A 15244-nucleotide genomic window follows, 5' to 3' on the forward strand; every position below is an offset into this window, starting at 1 on the left:
ACGTAAGCCTCTTTAACTTCCGTTCAAACGCCTTACTAAATGTCGTTAATTTACTCTTACGATTCTGGGTCTCAGCCGATTTACCGGTCTTTAAGTGAGACGAACCGCGGTGGCGTCGCAACATTTTACCACTTTTGGTAATTTTTACTCTTTTTAATAATGATTTCTTGGTTTTAATTTTAGGCATACTATTTCTTTAATTTCAACGGCGAATAAGTGACGCTATAATTGCGGCCATCTCGTTTCACTACGTCATCAGGCTCTCCAACATCAGCAAGAGCTATCGTAATATCTTTAAACTTTACAATTCCAAACTCGGGATGTGTAAACTCCCGACCCTCAAATACCAACGAAAACTTAACTTTATTGTTCTCCGCTAGCCATTTGTGAGCCCTGTCAATCCTTGAATTTAGATCACCCGCTCCAATCACCGGCCGAAATCTTAATTCTTTAAGCTCGCCGCCCCGTCCTTTAGTACCGGCAATCGATTTCTTTTTCTTTTGCTTTTCGGCATATAAAAACTTTTTGTAATCAATTATCTTGCAAACTGGGGGCGTAATATCGGCCACTAGTTCCACCAAATCCATCTTCATCTCTGCCGCTTTGGCTAAGGCTTCAGATCGACTAATAACTCCCAAATTTTCGCCATTCTCTAAAATGACGCGAACTTCTGGGGCTTTTATAAATTGATTAATTGCGTAACGAACCACTAAGGCCTACCTTACCACAACTTAAGGCTCTTCGTCAAGATAATATCAGCAATTTTCGCCTTAATCTCAGCTATAGGCTTGGCGCCTAGATTTTCGCCAGTTCGGAGCCTTACTGCTGCGGTTAGCTCGCTTGATGCCGTTTCTTTATCCCCGACGACTAAAATATAGGGAATTTTCTGAAGCTGCGCGTCACGGACCTTGGCCTGCATCGTTTCGCTGCGGCCATCTACTGTTACCCGAATACCCGCAGATTTAAGCTCGACGGCTAGTTTCTCACAGTATTCTTGTTGCCTATCAGTAATTGGTACCACCACTGCTTGTACCGGGCTTATCCAAACCGGGAAAGCGCCGGCAAAATGCTCAATTAAAATTCCCATAAAACGTTCCAGTGAGCCATAAATAACTCGATGGATAACAACCGGTGTTTTTTCCTGACCAGTGGAGTCGGTGTATTTTAAATTAAATCTTTTGGGTAGTTGGAAATCCAACTGAATAGTGCCTGTTTGCCACTCACGGCCCATACAATCTTTCATTAAGATGTCACATTTAGGTCCATAAAAAGCACCCTCACCTTTACCAATAAAGTATTCAAACCCAGATGATTCAAGTATTTTTTTAAGATATTCTTCCGCTTTATGCCAAGTGTCCATATCTCCCATGAAATCATCAGGTGACGTACCTAAACGAATTTTGAATTTAATATCAAAGATTTCGTAAAAGTACTTTAAAATTTCGAAAACACGCTTATACTCTTCTTCAATCTGATCTTCGGTGACAAAAATATGGGCGTCATCTTGACTAAATTCTGATACCCGCAAAAGACCAGATAGTTGACCGGATTTTTCGTGGCGGTGCAGCGTGTCACAGTCGGAGAACCTTAGTGGCAATTCTCTGTAGCTATGGTTAGTGTGGTTAAACATCGTCATCGCATTGGGACAATTCATCGGTTTTAGACAAAAAACGCCCTCGTCACCCATGTCGGCAATAAACATATTTTCTCGGTAGTGCTCCCAGTGACCAGATGTTTCATATAGGCTTTTTTTATTTAGAAGCGGAGTTTTAGTTTCTAAGTAGCCGCGTTTTAAATGCTCTTTGCGCCAGAAATCTAACAACTCGTTTATCATAATGGTACCGTTGGGTAACCAATACGGCATACCGGGGGCGGTTTCGTCTATAAAAAATATTCCCAAAGCCTGACCTAATTTGCGGTGATCTCTTTTTTTAGCTTCCTCGATCATCTTCAAATAATTTTCCAATTCCTCTTTTGTTCCAAAAGCGGTGCCGTAAATGCGAGTGAGCATTTTGTTTTTCTCGTCACCGTGCCAATAGGCTCCAGCAATCGAAAGTAATTTAAAAGCCTTAACTTTGGCAGTGTAGTTAACGTGGGGGCCGGCGCATAGATCAACGAACTGATCACCGGTCGCATAGGTCGTGATGATTTCACTGCGGTCTTTGATAGACTCTAACCACTCTTTTTTGTATGGATTGTTACTAAAGAGTTTCTTAGCCTCGTCCAGTGAGACTTCGTTTCGTGTTAGCGGCAGGTTTTCTTTGACGATTTTAGCCATTTCCGACTCTATCTTCGGAAAGTCTTCTTCACTGACTTTAAAGCCGTTTCGGGGCTCAAAATCAAAATAGAAGCCATCATCTGTTGCCGGCCCCATGGCCATGTAAAAAACATCCGGACCAAAAAGCCGAATCATGGCTTGGGTCAAAATATGTTCGGCACTATGTCTAATTTTTAAAAGATTTTCTGTATCCACAAATGGAAGTATAGAGTATTAAAAGCTAATTTTAAAGTCGATTGCTGGAAGTTCCACGTTAAACCAGGAATCGGAGTCTTTAATTTCAGCCGACAGGGTAGCCGTGCGGTCAATTTCATTGGTCACTAGAACTTTATAAGTATCTATTTGAGAAGTAATCGGCTTTGTAACGATTTTCACTGTACTGGCCGATTGTTCAGGTTTTGGAATATTAACTCTAGTTAGTAATAGGGTTAGTAAGCTTAAAGCAACGGCCAGTAAAAAAGTAACCACCACGTACATTATAATTTTTGGAGCCGGTTTTTTCTTAATCATTTTTAAGCCTTCCTAAAATCTCGATAATATTGGCGGTATTTTCTGATAAGTTTTGGTGTAAAGTTTTTAGGTCTTCGTTGATATGACTTAGCGTGCTTTTGGGATCTTTTACCGCTCTGGTATTATTTTTATAATCATCCAGATTTTTAAGTAACCCCGCGGCCAAATTTCGACTAGCCGTGATTGAGACATCAGTATCACTAATCCAACCACCAATTAACTTTTTAGTTGCTTCTCCCAGAGCGGTATTATTATTTACTAAACTTTTAGTGTCACTATAAATTATTGTTACCTGTTCCAAAAAAACGCTGTAATCACTGCTGGCAATTAAAGTTTTAATAAATGGGATTTGGGTTAAAGTCTTGTTGCGATAGTGATCGTCAATGTCCATCCCTACCGCCGAAATTTGAGCGGTTGTTTCGGCGTTGTAAAGGGTTGATTTTTGACTATCATAGTAAGCTTTTTCGGTTCGATAATAGTCAACAATAATTTGTTTATCGGAGCTGGATAGTGAATTCGCGGAGTTAGCCTTTTCGATTATCAAATCTAAATAACCATTAGCGATATCTACTTGAGTAAGTTCAAAGTTACGGGCGGCAGTTATGGCGGCACTTTCCGAGGTTAAAGTTTTAAAATCTTGATTCTTTTTTTTGGCGGCCAGCCAACTATCACGAGCGGTGCGGTAAGCGTCAACGCGCGACAAATAGGTCTGCTCGGCCTTTTGGTAAGCTTCCGATTGGGCTAAAACAGGAGTAGCAATAAAAAAGAGGGCAGAGGTCAAAAATAAGCCTAAAAATGCAGGGCGAAGCTTCATTCAGCTAGAATGATAGCAGATTTGGAAAGTGAAAGCAGTTTAGAACTTACTTTAGAGCCCTAATTTTGTCACTAAGAACACACAGTGCGCTTTTCGTATCGTGGATCAAATCATAGTTTAAGGCTTCTTTTACAGTGAGCCATTTAAAATCCCGGTGCTCATTTGAAATCAAAACATCTCCTCCGATGCTTCTAACTAATCCTATTAATATGATATATGGTAAGCCTTTGTATTTTCCAGAAGAAATTATTTCACTATGAAAGTATGCCATTTTATCAACAGGGACAACGACCAAACCAGTTTCTTCAAGAATCTCCCTTTCTAAAGCTATTGAAATATCTTGTCCGGCATCGAGCTTTCCACCTGGCAGCTCCCATTTATTTGGCATGTATGTGTCATTGGCGGCTCTTTGGATGATAAGAATTTTACCGTCTTTTCTTAAAACGACGGCTCTGTTTACAAGGACAACTTGAGGACGAAGGGCTCTATCAGATTTAGTTTTCATATCTTTTCTGGATTCCGGGTCAAGCCCGGAATGACGTATGAAGTGGTGGGCGATACAGGACTCGAACCTGTGACCTTCACAATGTCAATGTGACGCTCTAACCAACTGAGCTAACCGCCCGTAACCAGCCCTCATTCTAGCACTAGTATATATTTTTTGAATAGTTTATTGGGGTTTATTTGAGGATTTTGTCGATTAAACCGTATTCCTTGGCGGCATCACTGGTCATGTAGTAGTCGCGATCGGCATCTTTAAGAATTTGGGCTTTAGACTTCCCGGAATTGGTCGACAAAATATTAATTAGTAGATCTTTGAGTCTTAGAATTTCCCGAGCACTAATTTCTATATCGGTCGCCTGCCCTTGGGCTCCGCCAAGTGGCTGATGCATATGAACCATGGTGTTGGGGAGGGCAAATCTCTTTCCTTTGGCACCGGACGAAAGAATTAGTGAGCCCATTGATGCCGCTACCCCAATTGCGATTGTTGAAACATCACAGGAAAGGGATCTCATCGTGTCGTAAATAGCCAGTCCGGCGTAAACCTCACCGCCTGGCGTGTTTAAATACATTTTAATGTCGGCTTTAGGATTTTCGGCTTGCAGAAATAATAACTGGGCGATGACCGTGTTGGCCATGGTGTCGGAAATGGGTCCGCCTACAAAAACAATCCGGTCTTTTAATAACCGGCTATAAATATCGTAGGCCCGCTCGTACCCTCCGGGCTCTTTTTCAATTACTGTTGGGACTAACACTTCCATAAATGAGTTCCATAACTTTGTTGCGCTTTAGAACCTCTTTAATATACCATTTTTGCTCGTCATTTTGAAGCGAGGCTCTTAAACTTTCGTCCGGTGTCGCATTGATGGCGGCCTTTATATCATCTTCGGTGACTTCAATTTTCTCCATGTCAGCTAGCTTATCTAAAATAAAACTTAACCGTAAACTCTTCTCAGCTCGTTCTTTGTATTCTTCTTTAAGCTTATCAATAGTCTTATTTTGGGAAGTGGCATAGGCATCCACTGTTATTCCCAGCTTCTCAATTTGATTAAGCAATCGCCCCAAGGCCCTGTTTGTTTCTTCTTCCACTGCCAGATCCGAAATTTCTAAAACCGCGAAATCCACTATTTTGGCTACCGCATCGTCTTTAGATTTAGAATCCTTAAGAGCCGTTCTCCAGTCTCCAATTGTAACTTCGGGCCGAACGGCTACTTCAACGGATAATTCCGCGTCCATACCCACCTCAAACTTGACAATTTTAATTCTGGGTTCAGCGATAATTATGGTTACACTGGCCTTTTGGATTTCACTCAAAACATTCGGCAGTAAATGGTTTAGCATTTCGGAAAGGACTTTTTCCTCGTCTATTTTGCTTTCCACGATAGCATTCGGCGCGTGACCTTTGCGAAAGCCGTCGACTTTAGAGTTCCCGGCAATCTCTTTAATTACGTGGGCTCTGTTTTCGGCTAGCACTTCGGATGGAATAGTTACAGTAAATTTTAAGGTATTTTTAGGTAGCGTTTCTTTGGAAATATTCATACTACAGTTCAAAATCGGAATCGTTGGTTTGGCCGTAAGAGCTACCATCTTCTTGATAGCTATCAGGAGTTTTCATTTTTAATAAATCGCCCTCTTCTAAATCAGCCCCGCATTCCGGGCAAATATAGCGATGCGTCTCTTCGTCAAAAGTGCCATGCCCACTGTAACCACAACTGGTACAGGCAAAGCCGTCTTTCTCGTCTTTTTTAGCGACAAATTTAACCTTATTTTTAATCTGAGTTTTTACTTCTTTAGGCATAGCAGAAGTTTTTTACCATAAGCGCTGTTTTTTAGCAACTATCAAATACTAATCAATAACTTTACTGGGAATAATAGCCTTTAAATCAGATTTTCCAAAAGGGCTTTGTAGCAGTGTTTTACGGGCTGCTTCTAATTTATTAACCAGCCCGGCTTTTAGGTCAATCGGTGCCGATCCCACTAAATTACTTTGGGTCTTGGTAACCACTGCGAAGGCTTCGTTTAGATTCTTTCGATCTGCCTCCGGTAAAGTATTGTAAGAACTACTAATAGCGGTCAATTCTGAGGAAGTATTATTTATTAGATTTTCCAAAGTTGTTTGAATTTCTGAAGTTTTCGGTAATTTACCGGAGTCCGCAATAGCCTTTTGATATTCGTTTAGATATTTAGATAATTGCTGCTTACCCGATTCCACTTGGCCGCTTTTAATTAAAGTATCCGCTTCTGCCAGTCTTCTTTGAGCAAAATTGGCCATTTTTTCGATTTTCTTTGCCGGATCTAAAGTGAAAAATAAAGTTAGTTGCTCCCGAATATTCTCCACGAAGTAAAAAGGGCTGCCCGGCATAAGGCTTGGTTTGGCTAGAACCTCAGAACTGGTCGCAGCAAAGGCCGGTGTCACGAAGATGACGGTGGACACTGCGATGACAATAACCAAAAGAGACTTCATAACTTAATCATGCGACACTAAATATTTTTGTCAAGCTCTATTCGTATCTCAAGGCTACAATCGGGTCTTTGCGAGCGGCGGAAATTGCCGGAGCGGTGCCAAAAACAATCCCAATTGCCGCGGAAACTCCGGCCGCTAGAGCAATTGATCCCAGGCTTACAGAGGTTTTAATAAAGTTATTAATAATAGCAGAGCCACCAGCTCCCAACAGAATTCCGATTAGACCGCCAAAAAGACTCAAAATAATCGCTTCCAACATAAATTGCAAAAGAATCGCGGCAGGCTTGGCGCCAACCGCTTTGCGCAGGCCTATTTCGCGAGTCCTTTCGGTCACTGAGACTAGCATGATGTTCATAATACCAATGCCTCCAACTACTAAAGAAATAGCGGCAATGCCCCCGAGAGCCGCCGTTACAGCTCCCAGAATTGAGTTAACCGAAGTTAAAAGTTGTTCTTGAGTAAAAATAGAGAAATCATTTTCACTGTCGAGCCGTCGTCCAAGGACCCTCTTAATATCTTCAGCCGCTCGCTGCGCCCCGTATTCCGGCTTGGCCTGGAGCATTATTTCCGCGTAATTAGTAAATCCAAACTGCTTTTGAAAGGCTTCATCGGGAATCATCGCAATGGAATCGGAATTACCGCCAAAACCGGTTCCGCCCTGCCTTTCAAAAACGCCAATAACTTTATACGTTCTACCCTCAATAGTAATATCGTGATCAAGAGGACTTACATTATTTCCAAACAAATCTATTCGGGCTTGATCACCAATTACTACCACTCGACTGCCAATTGAAGCCTGTCCGCTGCTAAAAAAACGACCCTGTGAAATTTTATGATTGGAAGCAATACTCAGAAGTTTAGCGCTCACTCCTTGTATTTGGCTAACATATATTTTTTGATTCCTGTATTTAAGAACTCCTGGCGAGAAATGGACTCCCATAACTTCAGCAACTGCCGGTGATCGAGTAATTAAATCTAGCGCCTGTTGATTTAATTTACTGGCCGCAAAAGCGGGAGCACCGCCGGATGAAAACGAAACTTTTCCGGGAAGCACGGTCACTAAATTAGAACCTAGCGTGTCCAGTTGTCCGGTAATATAGCCTTGTAAACCACTCCCGATCGATACCAGAAGTATCACCGAAGCGACGCCGATGATAATGCCGAGCATAGTTAAGGCCGCTCGAACTTTGTTGTGAGCGATTGCTTTAAGTGAAACCTTTAAAATTTCTAGTAAGTCCATATATAATCTTGTCATTCCGGGCTTGACCCGGAATCCAGTAACAGATTAAATTAAATCGTTTACTGGATTCTGAATCAAGTTCAGAATGACGGGTTAGTTGACTATTTTTCCATCTTGAATATGTATAATGCGTTGCGCTTGGCGGGCCACTTCTTCGTCATGCGTTACGATGATGATCGTTCGGCCCTTGGCGTTTAAATTTTTAAAAATTGTCATCACTTCTTCACCGGCTTTACTGTCTAAATTTCCAGTCGGTTCGTCGGCCAAAATTAGTGACGGATTGGTCACCAATGCTCGAGCAATAGCGACACGTTGTTGCTGGCCACCACTGAGTTGGCTGGGCTTGTTATGTAATTTATCGGCTAGTCCTACCTCCGTCAACGCCTCTTTAGCCATCTCGTTCCGTTTTTTTGACTTTATACCGGCGTAAATTAAAGGCAGTTCCACGTTGTCTATTGACGAAGTTCGACTTAAAAGATTAAAAGCCTGAAAAACAAAACCAATTTCTTTATTTCTCACCTCCGCTAATTTATCCTCCGAAAGTTTAGCCGTGTTTTGTTTATTTATAAATATTTCACCGGATGACGGCTTATCTAAGCAGCCAATGATATGCATCAGCGTACTTTTACCGCTGCCGGATTTTCCCATAATAGCCACCATTTCTCCGGCATTGATTGTTAAATTGATATCTTTAAGAACACGAAGTTCCACTTCATCGAGGATGTAGGTTTTATTTAAATTAGTAACTTTGACTATTTCAGACATACGACACAGTCATTCCGGCCCCGGAGCCGGAATCCAGTAACAGATTTAATATATAGATTAATTACTAACTATTGAATATTGATTAATGATTATTGAATTTAAAAAAGATTAAATATTAAATAATCAATAATAAATAAATTCGGTAAAATTATAAGTTACTGGATTCCGGGTCAAGCCCGGAATGACTAGTTCGCCGCAACCTTCTGACCATTAACAAGTGTTTTCGCTGGGTTAAGAATAATTGTGTCACCCTCTTTAAGACCGGAAACAATCTCCGTATCCAAAATTCCTTCCAGTCCTTTAGTTACCGCCACTTTTTCCGCTTGACCATTAATCACTCTCCAAACATGCGTTGTACCGTTCTCAACGATAGCTTCAAATGGTACTTTAAGAGTATTAGCATGTTCTTCGATGATAATGTCCGCATCGCCGTCTACTCCCGGTCGCAAAGTAATGTTTGCGGGCGCCATTACTTTGGCTTTAACTTCAATGACCGTATTATTACTACTGTCTTTTGCAGTACTGGGCGCAATGTCATAAATAATTCCCGAAATTTTAATACCGGGATTGGATTTAAATTCGATGTTAATATTTTGACCGTTTTTAACAGTGGCAATATCTGCCTGATCAACTAAAACATCGTAATATAACGAGTTTAGATCCGTTACCGTAATAGCAACGCCCCCCGGAATTTCACCGATTTTAGAATTTATTTTAGTAACAACGCCATTAATGGGACTAATTAAAACACTGCGATTTAAGTTGTAATTAGCCGAATCTAAAGCGGCCTGGGCTCTCGTTAATCCATCATCGGCACTGCGAGCGGCGTCGTAAGATTGATCTTTTAAAGCTTGGATCCTAGCACTCCCATCATATTTAGGATTGTTGTATGTTTCCTTAATAATAATTTGACCGGATTTGGCGGAATTATAGGAAGCCTCGGCTTGAGCGACGGCAGCTTTAGCTGCGGTAACATCCGCAAACAAGGCTGTTGGATCGACGGCCATTAAGGCCGAGCCTGTAGCCACAGTGTCCCCAACTTTTACTTGTATCCTCGTCACTCGACTTCCGGTAGCCCCGTAGCTTAAATTCGCTTCATTTTCGGCTTTAATAAAACCGCTAACGGCCAGTGTCTTCTGAACCGATCCTGTTTTAACTGTTGCCGTTGTAACTTTTAAAGGTTTATTTTTAGCGCTAACGGTTTTAAAGGCTATGAAGACAATAGCAAGAGCGACAATAACAATGAGAATATTCTTCACCTTAAAAATTTTCTTAATCATACGGTTAACTATTCTACTGGATATTCTTTAAAGTCTCAAGGGGAAGAAGAGCGCAGCGGAGCCGTCCCGGAGCTACAGAAGTGCCCAAAAGCTCGAAAATATTCTCTGGTGTCAACGTTTTAATCGTTGCTATAGATTTTCCTTTAATAAAATTCGTGAGCAGTGACGTGGCGGCGGTAGAAATGGCGCAAGCTGTTCCTTCAAAAGAGACGTCGGTTATAATGTCACCTTTGACATTTAAGTAAATAGTAAGGTCATCGCCGCAAGAGGCGTTCACGGCAGGGAGTTTGTGGGTATAATCAGTTAGTTTGCCGTAATTGTGAGGGTGTTTATATTCGTTTATTAAATTAGATTTTAGATCCATAAAACTCCCGTCATTCCGGGCTTGACCCGGAATCTAGTAGATCCGATCGGTGTTACTGGATTCCGGCTCCGGGGCCGGAATGACAAAATTATTTAAAAACTTTAATTGCCTTCTTAACCCCTCTAATTAACGCCTCAACGTCGGACAGATCATTATAAAGATAAAAACTGGCCCGCACAGTTCCAGGAACTCCTAAAATCTTCATCAGTGGCGCGGCGCAATGGTGACCGCTCCGAACAGCAACGCCTTCTTGATCCAATAAAGTGGAAACGTCATGTGGATGTATCCCTTTAATATTAAAACTAACAATTCCTAGTGAATTAGTTGCGTCTAAATCTCCGTACACTGTAACATTTGGTATTTTTCTAAGTTCTTGACGGGCATAATCCGCTAATTCTTTTTCGATTTTTTCGACTTTATCGAGACCAGAGTTAGTTAAATAATCTAGAGACGCTTTAAAAGCAACTACGTCGGCAATGTTCGGTGTGCCCGCTTCAAACTTCTGAGGTGACGGTGCGTAAGTGGCCTCAAATCTTACAACCTCATCAATCATACTGCCACCGGTCAAAAACGGCGGCATAACGTCTAGCAAATCTTGACGACCGTACAGCACGCCAACTCCGGTCGGCCCCAGCATTTTGTGAGCCGAAAAAGCCAGGAAGTCACAACCTAATTTTTTAACATCTGTTTTAAGACTGGGCACAGACTGCGCGCCGTCGACTAAAACCAGGCAACTGGGAAACTTCTCTTTAACCATTTTAATGATGTTAGCTACAGGAACAATCGTTCCCAGAACATTGGAAACGGCCGTCAATGCCAGTAGTTTTATGTTCTTCTGCGTCTTTAGAATCTCATCGAGGCTATTAAGATCGAGCTGACCGGACTTGGCAACTTTAATAAACTGTAGATTTAAATGCTTTTCTTTAGCGAGAATATACCAAGGTATTAAGTTACTATGGTGCTCTAATTCTGTTGTAATTATCGTGTCGCCTTCGTGCAAGTTCGATCGACCCCAGGCGTAAGCGACAAGATTTATCGCTTCTGTCGTATTCTTTGTAAAAATTATTTCGGTGGGATTAGCATTAATAAATTTGGCGACGGTTTGGCGAGTCAGTTCATAAGCCTCCGTTGCCCGGTCAGCCAACGTATGGTTGCCGCGATGAACGTTAGCATTGTCATTTTCGTAAAACTTTGTTAGCGCTTCTATAAATTGACGTGGTTTTTGAGAAGTGGCGGCGTTATCAAGATAAACTAAATTGTGACCGTTAATTTTAGTATTTAATATTGGGAAATCATCTTTGAAGCTCATATATTAACCTCCTCAATGATACTCTTCTTCAGAAGTTGGTTAGCGGTTGTCTTCGATAAGCCGCGGTTTTCCGCGTAAAAAATCGCCGCTTCCGGCAGTCGCATCGTCACTACACCATGATGCGCTTCAGCATCCTTGTTTTTAACTTCTAAATCCGGGAAGACTGTCACCTTGGCTTTTTCCCCCTCAACCAATGTCTTAAAAATCATTGATCCTTTCGCACCGTTAGCTTTCTCGGAAATAAACAGTTTCCCGTGTACAGTCACTTGGGCTTCGCCTGCAGCGATCGCGACAATCAAAATCTGGCTATTTGTTTTTGGCGCTGTCTGAACAACATTTAAATCGACGTTTATTTTATCGTCGCCCTTTCCTTCGAAAAGTAATTTGACGACTTCTGTTTGACCGGGATTATCAAGTATCACGTTAATAATTTTATCTTCAGGCATAGTAGTCCTCCATCGTCATTTCTAGCAGCTTATTAAGTTCCAAACTGTATTCCAGAGGAATGTCTCGCAGCACCGGCTCTAAAAAGCCCAAAATGATATAGCTGGCGGCTTGCGAATAGCTGTAACCGCGCGTTCCCAGGTAAAATAGCTGTTCTTCCGAAAGTTTGCTCACAAAGGCTTCGTGTTCAATCGTCCCGGATTCGGATTTGTTAACTATTTTTGGAAAAGTGTTGCTCACCGAAAAATTATCCATGATTAAGGCCGAGCAATTTACTTTAGCCGTTGCGTCAACCGAGTTTCTTTCTAGTGACACAATTCCGCGAAAATTAGCGGTACCTCCGTTAAGACTTAATGACTTACTAATAATGTTTGATTTAGTATTTTTTCCCAGATGAATCATTTTGCCACCACTATCAATCGTTTGTTTCTTTCCAGCTATTGCTAACGATAGCAAACTGCCAAAAGAATTATCGCCTCGTAAAATGCAACTGGGATATTTCATGGTGATCGACGACCCAAGATTAGCGTCCGTCCATAGCATTTTAGCGTTTTTACCCACTTCAGCTCGTTTAGTGACCAGGTTATAAACGTTTTTACTCCAATTTTGAATAGTGGTGTAACGAACTTCGGCGTTGTCACTTACGAATATTTCAACGACAGCGGCGTGCAAATTGGTGCTGCTAAAGTTAGGGGCGGTGCAGCCTTCAACGTAATTAACTTTCGATCTCGGTTCAGCAATTATCAATGTCCTTTCAAATTGGCCGGTCGACTTAGTGTTAATGCGAAAATATGTTTGCAACGGTTTTTCGACTATGACGCCACTGGGAACGTAGACGAAACTACCACCGCTAAAGAATGCGCTATTTAACGCCGCGAACTTATTATCGTCAATAGGGATAATAGTCCCGAGATATTTTTTTACCAGATCACCATGCTTTTCTACCGCTTCCTCCATTGAGCAAAAAATGACGCCAATATCACTCAGTTCTTTTTGAAGCGAGCCGTACACAATATCACTTTCAAACTGGGTTTTCACACCTGCCAGCACGTCTTGTTCAGCGGCGGGAATTCCTAAAGCCCTAAAAGTGCGTTCGATCTCGGGGTCAACGTCTTTCCAATCTTTTGCTTCGCTAGCAGAAGGTTTAACGTAATAGGAAAAGTCCGAGAAATCAATGCTCGATAAGTTCGGTCCCCAAGTTGGTAAGTCTTTATTTTCAAAAGTCTTTAAAGCCTGGCTTCGAAATTCAAATAACCACGGCGGATCATTTTTTTGGGTCGAAAATTCCTTAAGGATGCTGTCACTTATTCCTTTGGGGGCTGTATAAACATTGGTGTGTTTCGTCTTAGGAACTGTTTTTGGCATAGAGTCAGTTGACGAGATTTAGTGTTTGATCTTTTAAGACGTAAGAGTGGTTGGGATTAAGGCTTTCGATGAACTTTTGATAGTGGGAAATAATTATAAAGCCTGTTTGATGTTTCTCGCGCAGATATTTGATGGCTGCTTCAATTAAAGTCAGTGATTCTCTATCAACTCCCGAATCTATTTCATCGAGTATTGCGTATTTAGGTTGTATTAATAGCATTTGCAAGGCTTCTAGGCGTTTCTTTTCCCCGCCGCTAAAATCTTCATTTAAATCTCTTTCCAAAAAATTAACCGGCAATTTTAAAAGACTCATGTAAATTTCCAATTCCTCCGTAAAGTTTTGAGTATTACTAGGTCCGGAACTTCGATTTAAATATGTTTCCAATAAAAAATTGCCAACTTTAATTCCGGGAATGCCAACCGGAGTTTGGAAAGATAAAAATAAGCCGGATTTTGCTCTTAGTTTTGTAGTGAGGGTCAGAAGTGACTTTCCATCAATGCTAAGCGTTTTAGCAGATACCTCAAGACTAGGATCACCCATCAAAGCGGCGGCCAAACTAGACTTCCCGGCCCCATTCGGCCCTTCAATAACCAGTAATTCGCCTGGTTTTAACTCTAAATTAACATCTTTGAGAAGAGTTTTTTCGTTGATAGATACTGAAAGATTTCTGATTAGAAGAGAAAGCATTTTTTGCCATTTTTCTCACATTTGGGGTCAAGAGAATAATACACAAAGCGGCCTTTCTTTTCGGACGTTAAAAGCCCTACTTCGCGCAGAGTTCTTAAATGGAAAGAAACAGTTGGCTGACGAAGCTTTAAGAGTTTTACGAACTCATTAACCGTCATCGGCTTTTTATTCTTAAGTAATGCCGAGACGATTTTAACCTTACTGGAAGCGCCCAGTTCTTTGAAACACTCGGTACATTGTGGGTTTAATTTAGTGCTTGACATATATTATGTAGTCTATATTATCTTATTATGAAAAGCAATAGTCAATTTTACCCATTTACTCTTCCAAAACTATCTTTCGGTTACGCTGACCTTGAACCGGTTATCGACAAGGAAACGACCGAGTTGCATTATTCCAAGCATCATCAAACTTACGTCGATAAGCTTAACGCCGCTATAGAAAAATTCCCAGACCTAAAATCTTTATCGTTAGCGCAGCTAATTTCGGATCCTTCTTCCCTACCGGATGAAGCTCGTGACGCCATCATCAACCACGGTGGTGGGCACGCTAATCATAGTCTATTTTGGGAAATATTAAGAGCTCCGAAAACAAATAACGAGCCAACCAGTGACTTGTTAAACGCTATCAATCTAACATTTGGAAGCTTTCCGGATTTTAAAACTAAATTCTCAGATCTTGCCACGATGCAGTTTGGTAGTGGTTGGGCGTGGCTTTGTGTCAACGACAGTGGTCAACTGTCAGCTTGCAAATTACCGAATCAAAATTCGCCACTAGCCGAAGGGCTCACGCCGATTTTGTGTTTAGACGTTTGGGAGCACGCTTACTATCTTAAATACCAAAACCGCAGGGCCGACTACATAAAAGCCTGGTGGGATATCGTTAATTGGGACAGGATCACCGAGTTGTATTTAGAGACTAAAAAGGCGCCGGTTGTCATTTAAGACTATGGCGCCTCTTTAACTACTCGCGTTCCTTGATGTTGTCAGCGATTACCCAAAACGCTTCGTCTTTTCCATTGAGCATTCTTTCCACTACTCTGCAGAAAGCGACTCCATTTCGATCAATATGTTGATATTCAGGCGTAATAGTCAAAAAGCGTGGGTTTTTAGAGCGATTTGAAATAGAAATACCAGTGAGTGAAGTAAACACGACGAGATCTTTTTAGGCCATTATGGATTTTAAGTTTCTGTTTTAAGTGAGTAAATTCTGCCTCTAAACA

At 41.4% G+C, this 15244-nt stretch carries 20 protein-coding genes and 1 tRNA gene; 1 reads left to right on the forward strand and 20 read right to left on the reverse strand.

Annotated features, from left to right (window positions below):
• The 20 genes from NT141_00610 to NT141_00705 all read right to left on the reverse strand — a co-directional run.
• The coding region (locus NT141_00610) for a 50S ribosomal protein L35 (GenBank protein MCX6783563.1) at positions 1–187 on the reverse strand (187 nt) is incomplete at its 3' end.
• A gap of 1 nt (position 188) precedes the next feature.
• Complete coding sequence (infC, locus tag NT141_00615) at positions 189–710, reverse strand: translation initiation factor IF-3 (GenBank protein MCX6783564.1); 522 nt, start codon at positions 708–710, stop codon at positions 189–191.
• A gap of 11 nt (positions 711–721) precedes the next feature.
• Positions 722–2473, reverse strand: a complete 1752-nt coding sequence (gene thrS, locus NT141_00620; GenBank protein MCX6783565.1) for a threonine--tRNA ligase — start codon at positions 2471–2473, stop codon at positions 722–724.
• Between the two features lie 18 nt (positions 2474–2491).
• Entirely contained in the window at positions 2492–2788 is a 297-nt protein-coding gene (locus tag NT141_00625; GenBank protein MCX6783566.1) for a hypothetical protein, read from the reverse strand.
• Complete coding sequence (locus NT141_00630; GenBank protein ID MCX6783567.1) at positions 2781–3602, reverse strand: hypothetical protein; 822 nt, start codon at positions 3600–3602, stop codon at positions 2781–2783. Before NT141_00630 ends, NT141_00625 begins: the two co-directional genes overlap by 8 nt.
• 46 nt (positions 3603–3648) lie before the next feature.
• Complete coding sequence (locus NT141_00635) at positions 3649–4107, reverse strand: NUDIX domain-containing protein (protein MCX6783568.1); 459 nt, start codon at positions 4105–4107, stop codon at positions 3649–3651.
• A 43-nt stretch (positions 4108–4150) separates the two neighbouring features.
• A tRNA-Val gene (locus NT141_00640) sits at positions 4151–4227 on the reverse strand.
• Positions 4228–4282: 55 nt separating this feature from the next.
• On the reverse strand, positions 4283–4864 hold the full coding sequence (locus NT141_00645) for an ATP-dependent Clp protease proteolytic subunit (GenBank protein ID MCX6783569.1): 582 nt from the start codon (positions 4862–4864) through the stop codon (positions 4283–4285).
• Positions 4836–5642, reverse strand: a complete 807-nt coding sequence (locus tag NT141_00650) for a trigger factor (protein ID MCX6783570.1) — start codon at positions 5640–5642, stop codon at positions 4836–4838. The genes NT141_00645 and NT141_00650 overlap by 29 nt, the downstream gene beginning before the upstream one ends.
• Position 5643: 1 nt before the next feature.
• Positions 5644–5901 carry a hypothetical protein gene (locus tag NT141_00655; protein MCX6783571.1) on the reverse strand — a complete coding sequence of 86 codons (258 nt, stop codon included), beginning with the start codon at positions 5899–5901 and terminating at the stop codon, positions 5644–5646.
• Positions 5902–5949: 48 nt separating this feature from the next.
• Positions 5950–6567 (reverse strand): DUF5667 domain-containing protein, encoded by a 618-nt coding sequence (locus tag NT141_00660; protein ID MCX6783572.1) that lies wholly within the window; start codon positions 6565–6567, stop codon positions 5950–5952.
• A gap of 37 nt (positions 6568–6604) precedes the next feature.
• Positions 6605–7807, reverse strand: coding sequence for an ABC transporter permease (locus NT141_00665; GenBank protein ID MCX6783573.1), 1203 nt, complete (start codon positions 7805–7807; stop codon positions 6605–6607).
• A gap of 93 nt (positions 7808–7900) precedes the next feature.
• Positions 7901–8563 (reverse strand): ABC transporter ATP-binding protein, encoded by a 663-nt coding sequence (locus tag NT141_00670; GenBank protein MCX6783574.1) that lies wholly within the window; start codon positions 8561–8563, stop codon positions 7901–7903.
• A 194-nt stretch (positions 8564–8757) separates the two neighbouring features.
• Positions 8758–9852: an efflux RND transporter periplasmic adaptor subunit gene (locus tag NT141_00675; protein ID MCX6783575.1), complete on the reverse strand. Its 1095-nt coding sequence runs from the start codon at positions 9850–9852 to the stop codon at positions 8758–8760.
• A 13-nt stretch (positions 9853–9865) separates the two neighbouring features.
• A complete protein-coding gene (locus NT141_00680; protein MCX6783576.1) occupies positions 9866–10216 on the reverse strand; it encodes an iron-sulfur cluster assembly scaffold protein in 351 nt (116 codons plus the stop codon).
• Positions 10217–10304: 88 nt separating this feature from the next.
• Positions 10305–11525, reverse strand: a complete 1221-nt coding sequence (locus NT141_00685; protein MCX6783577.1) for a cysteine desulfurase — start codon at positions 11523–11525, stop codon at positions 10305–10307.
• Entirely contained in the window at positions 11522–11971 is a 450-nt protein-coding gene (locus NT141_00690) for a SufD family Fe-S cluster assembly protein (GenBank protein MCX6783578.1), read from the reverse strand. The genes NT141_00685 and NT141_00690 overlap by 4 nt, the downstream gene beginning before the upstream one ends.
• On the reverse strand, positions 11964–13334 hold the full coding sequence (gene sufB / locus NT141_00695; protein ID MCX6783579.1) for a Fe-S cluster assembly protein SufB: 1371 nt from the start codon (positions 13332–13334) through the stop codon (positions 11964–11966). The genes NT141_00690 and sufB overlap by 8 nt, the downstream gene beginning before the upstream one ends.
• A 4-nt stretch (positions 13335–13338) precedes the next feature.
• Positions 13339–14022, reverse strand: a complete 684-nt coding sequence (gene sufC, locus NT141_00700; protein ID MCX6783580.1) for a Fe-S cluster assembly ATPase SufC — start codon at positions 14020–14022, stop codon at positions 13339–13341.
• Complete coding sequence (locus NT141_00705; GenBank protein ID MCX6783581.1) at positions 14007–14285, reverse strand: metalloregulator ArsR/SmtB family transcription factor; 279 nt, start codon at positions 14283–14285, stop codon at positions 14007–14009. The genes sufC and NT141_00705 overlap by 16 nt, the downstream gene beginning before the upstream one ends.
• Positions 14286–14312: 27 nt before the next feature.
• On the opposite strand from NT141_00705, the gene NT141_00710 reads away from it, so the two are divergent.
• Complete coding sequence (locus tag NT141_00710; protein ID MCX6783582.1) at positions 14313–14966, forward strand: superoxide dismutase; 654 nt, start codon at positions 14313–14315, stop codon at positions 14964–14966.
• The last annotated feature ends 278 nt before the right edge of the window (positions 14967–15244 follow it).

The organism is candidate division WWE3 bacterium (assembly GCA_026396615.1).
Lineage (GTDB): Bacteria > Patescibacteriota > WWE3 > JAPLWK01 > JAPLWK01 > JAPLWK01.

Excerpts from the sequence above, each read along its gene's own strand:
- NT141_00625 (MCX6783566.1), bottom strand. The coding sequence starts at position 2,788 with ATGATTAAGAAAAAACCGGCTCCAAAAATTATAATGTACGTGGTGGTT.
- NT141_00630 (MCX6783567.1), bottom strand. The coding sequence starts at position 3,602 with ATGAAGCTTCGCCCTGCATTTTTAGGCTTATTTTTGACCTCTGCCCTC.
- NT141_00635 (MCX6783568.1), bottom strand. The coding sequence starts at position 4,107 with ATGAAAACTAAATCTGATAGAGCCCTTCGTCCTCAAGTTGTCCTTGTA.
- NT141_00645 (MCX6783569.1), bottom strand. The coding sequence starts at position 4,864 with ATGGAAGTGTTAGTCCCAACAGTAATTGAAAAAGAGCCCGGAGGGTAC.
- NT141_00650 (MCX6783570.1), bottom strand. The coding sequence starts at position 5,642 with ATGAATATTTCCAAAGAAACGCTACCTAAAAATACCTTAAAATTTACT.
- NT141_00655 (MCX6783571.1), bottom strand. The coding sequence starts at position 5,901 with ATGCCTAAAGAAGTAAAAACTCAGATTAAAAATAAGGTTAAATTTGTC.
- NT141_00660 (MCX6783572.1), bottom strand. The coding sequence starts at position 6,567 with ATGAAGTCTCTTTTGGTTATTGTCATCGCAGTGTCCACCGTCATCTTC.
- NT141_00665 (MCX6783573.1), bottom strand. The coding sequence starts at position 7,807 with ATGGACTTACTAGAAATTTTAAAGGTTTCACTTAAAGCAATCGCTCAC.
- NT141_00675 (MCX6783575.1), bottom strand. The coding sequence starts at position 9,852 with ATGATTAAGAAAATTTTTAAGGTGAAGAATATTCTCATTGTTATTGTC.
- NT141_00680 (MCX6783576.1), bottom strand. The coding sequence starts at position 10,216 with ATGGATCTAAAATCTAATTTAATAAACGAATATAAACACCCTCACAAT.
- NT141_00685 (MCX6783577.1), bottom strand. The coding sequence starts at position 11,525 with ATGAGCTTCAAAGATGATTTCCCAATATTAAATACTAAAATTAACGGT.
- NT141_00690 (MCX6783578.1), bottom strand. The coding sequence starts at position 11,971 with ATGCCTGAAGATAAAATTATTAACGTGATACTTGATAATCCCGGTCAA.
- sufB (MCX6783579.1), bottom strand. The coding sequence starts at position 13,334 with ATGCCAAAAACAGTTCCTAAGACGAAACACACCAATGTTTATACAGCC.
- sufC (MCX6783580.1), bottom strand. The coding sequence starts at position 14,022 with ATGCTTTCTCTTCTAATCAGAAATCTTTCAGTATCTATCAACGAAAAA.
- NT141_00705 (MCX6783581.1), bottom strand. The coding sequence starts at position 14,285 with ATGTCAAGCACTAAATTAAACCCACAATGTACCGAGTGTTTCAAAGAA.
- NT141_00710 (MCX6783582.1), top strand. The coding sequence starts at position 14,313 with ATGAAAAGCAATAGTCAATTTTACCCATTTACTCTTCCAAAACTATCT.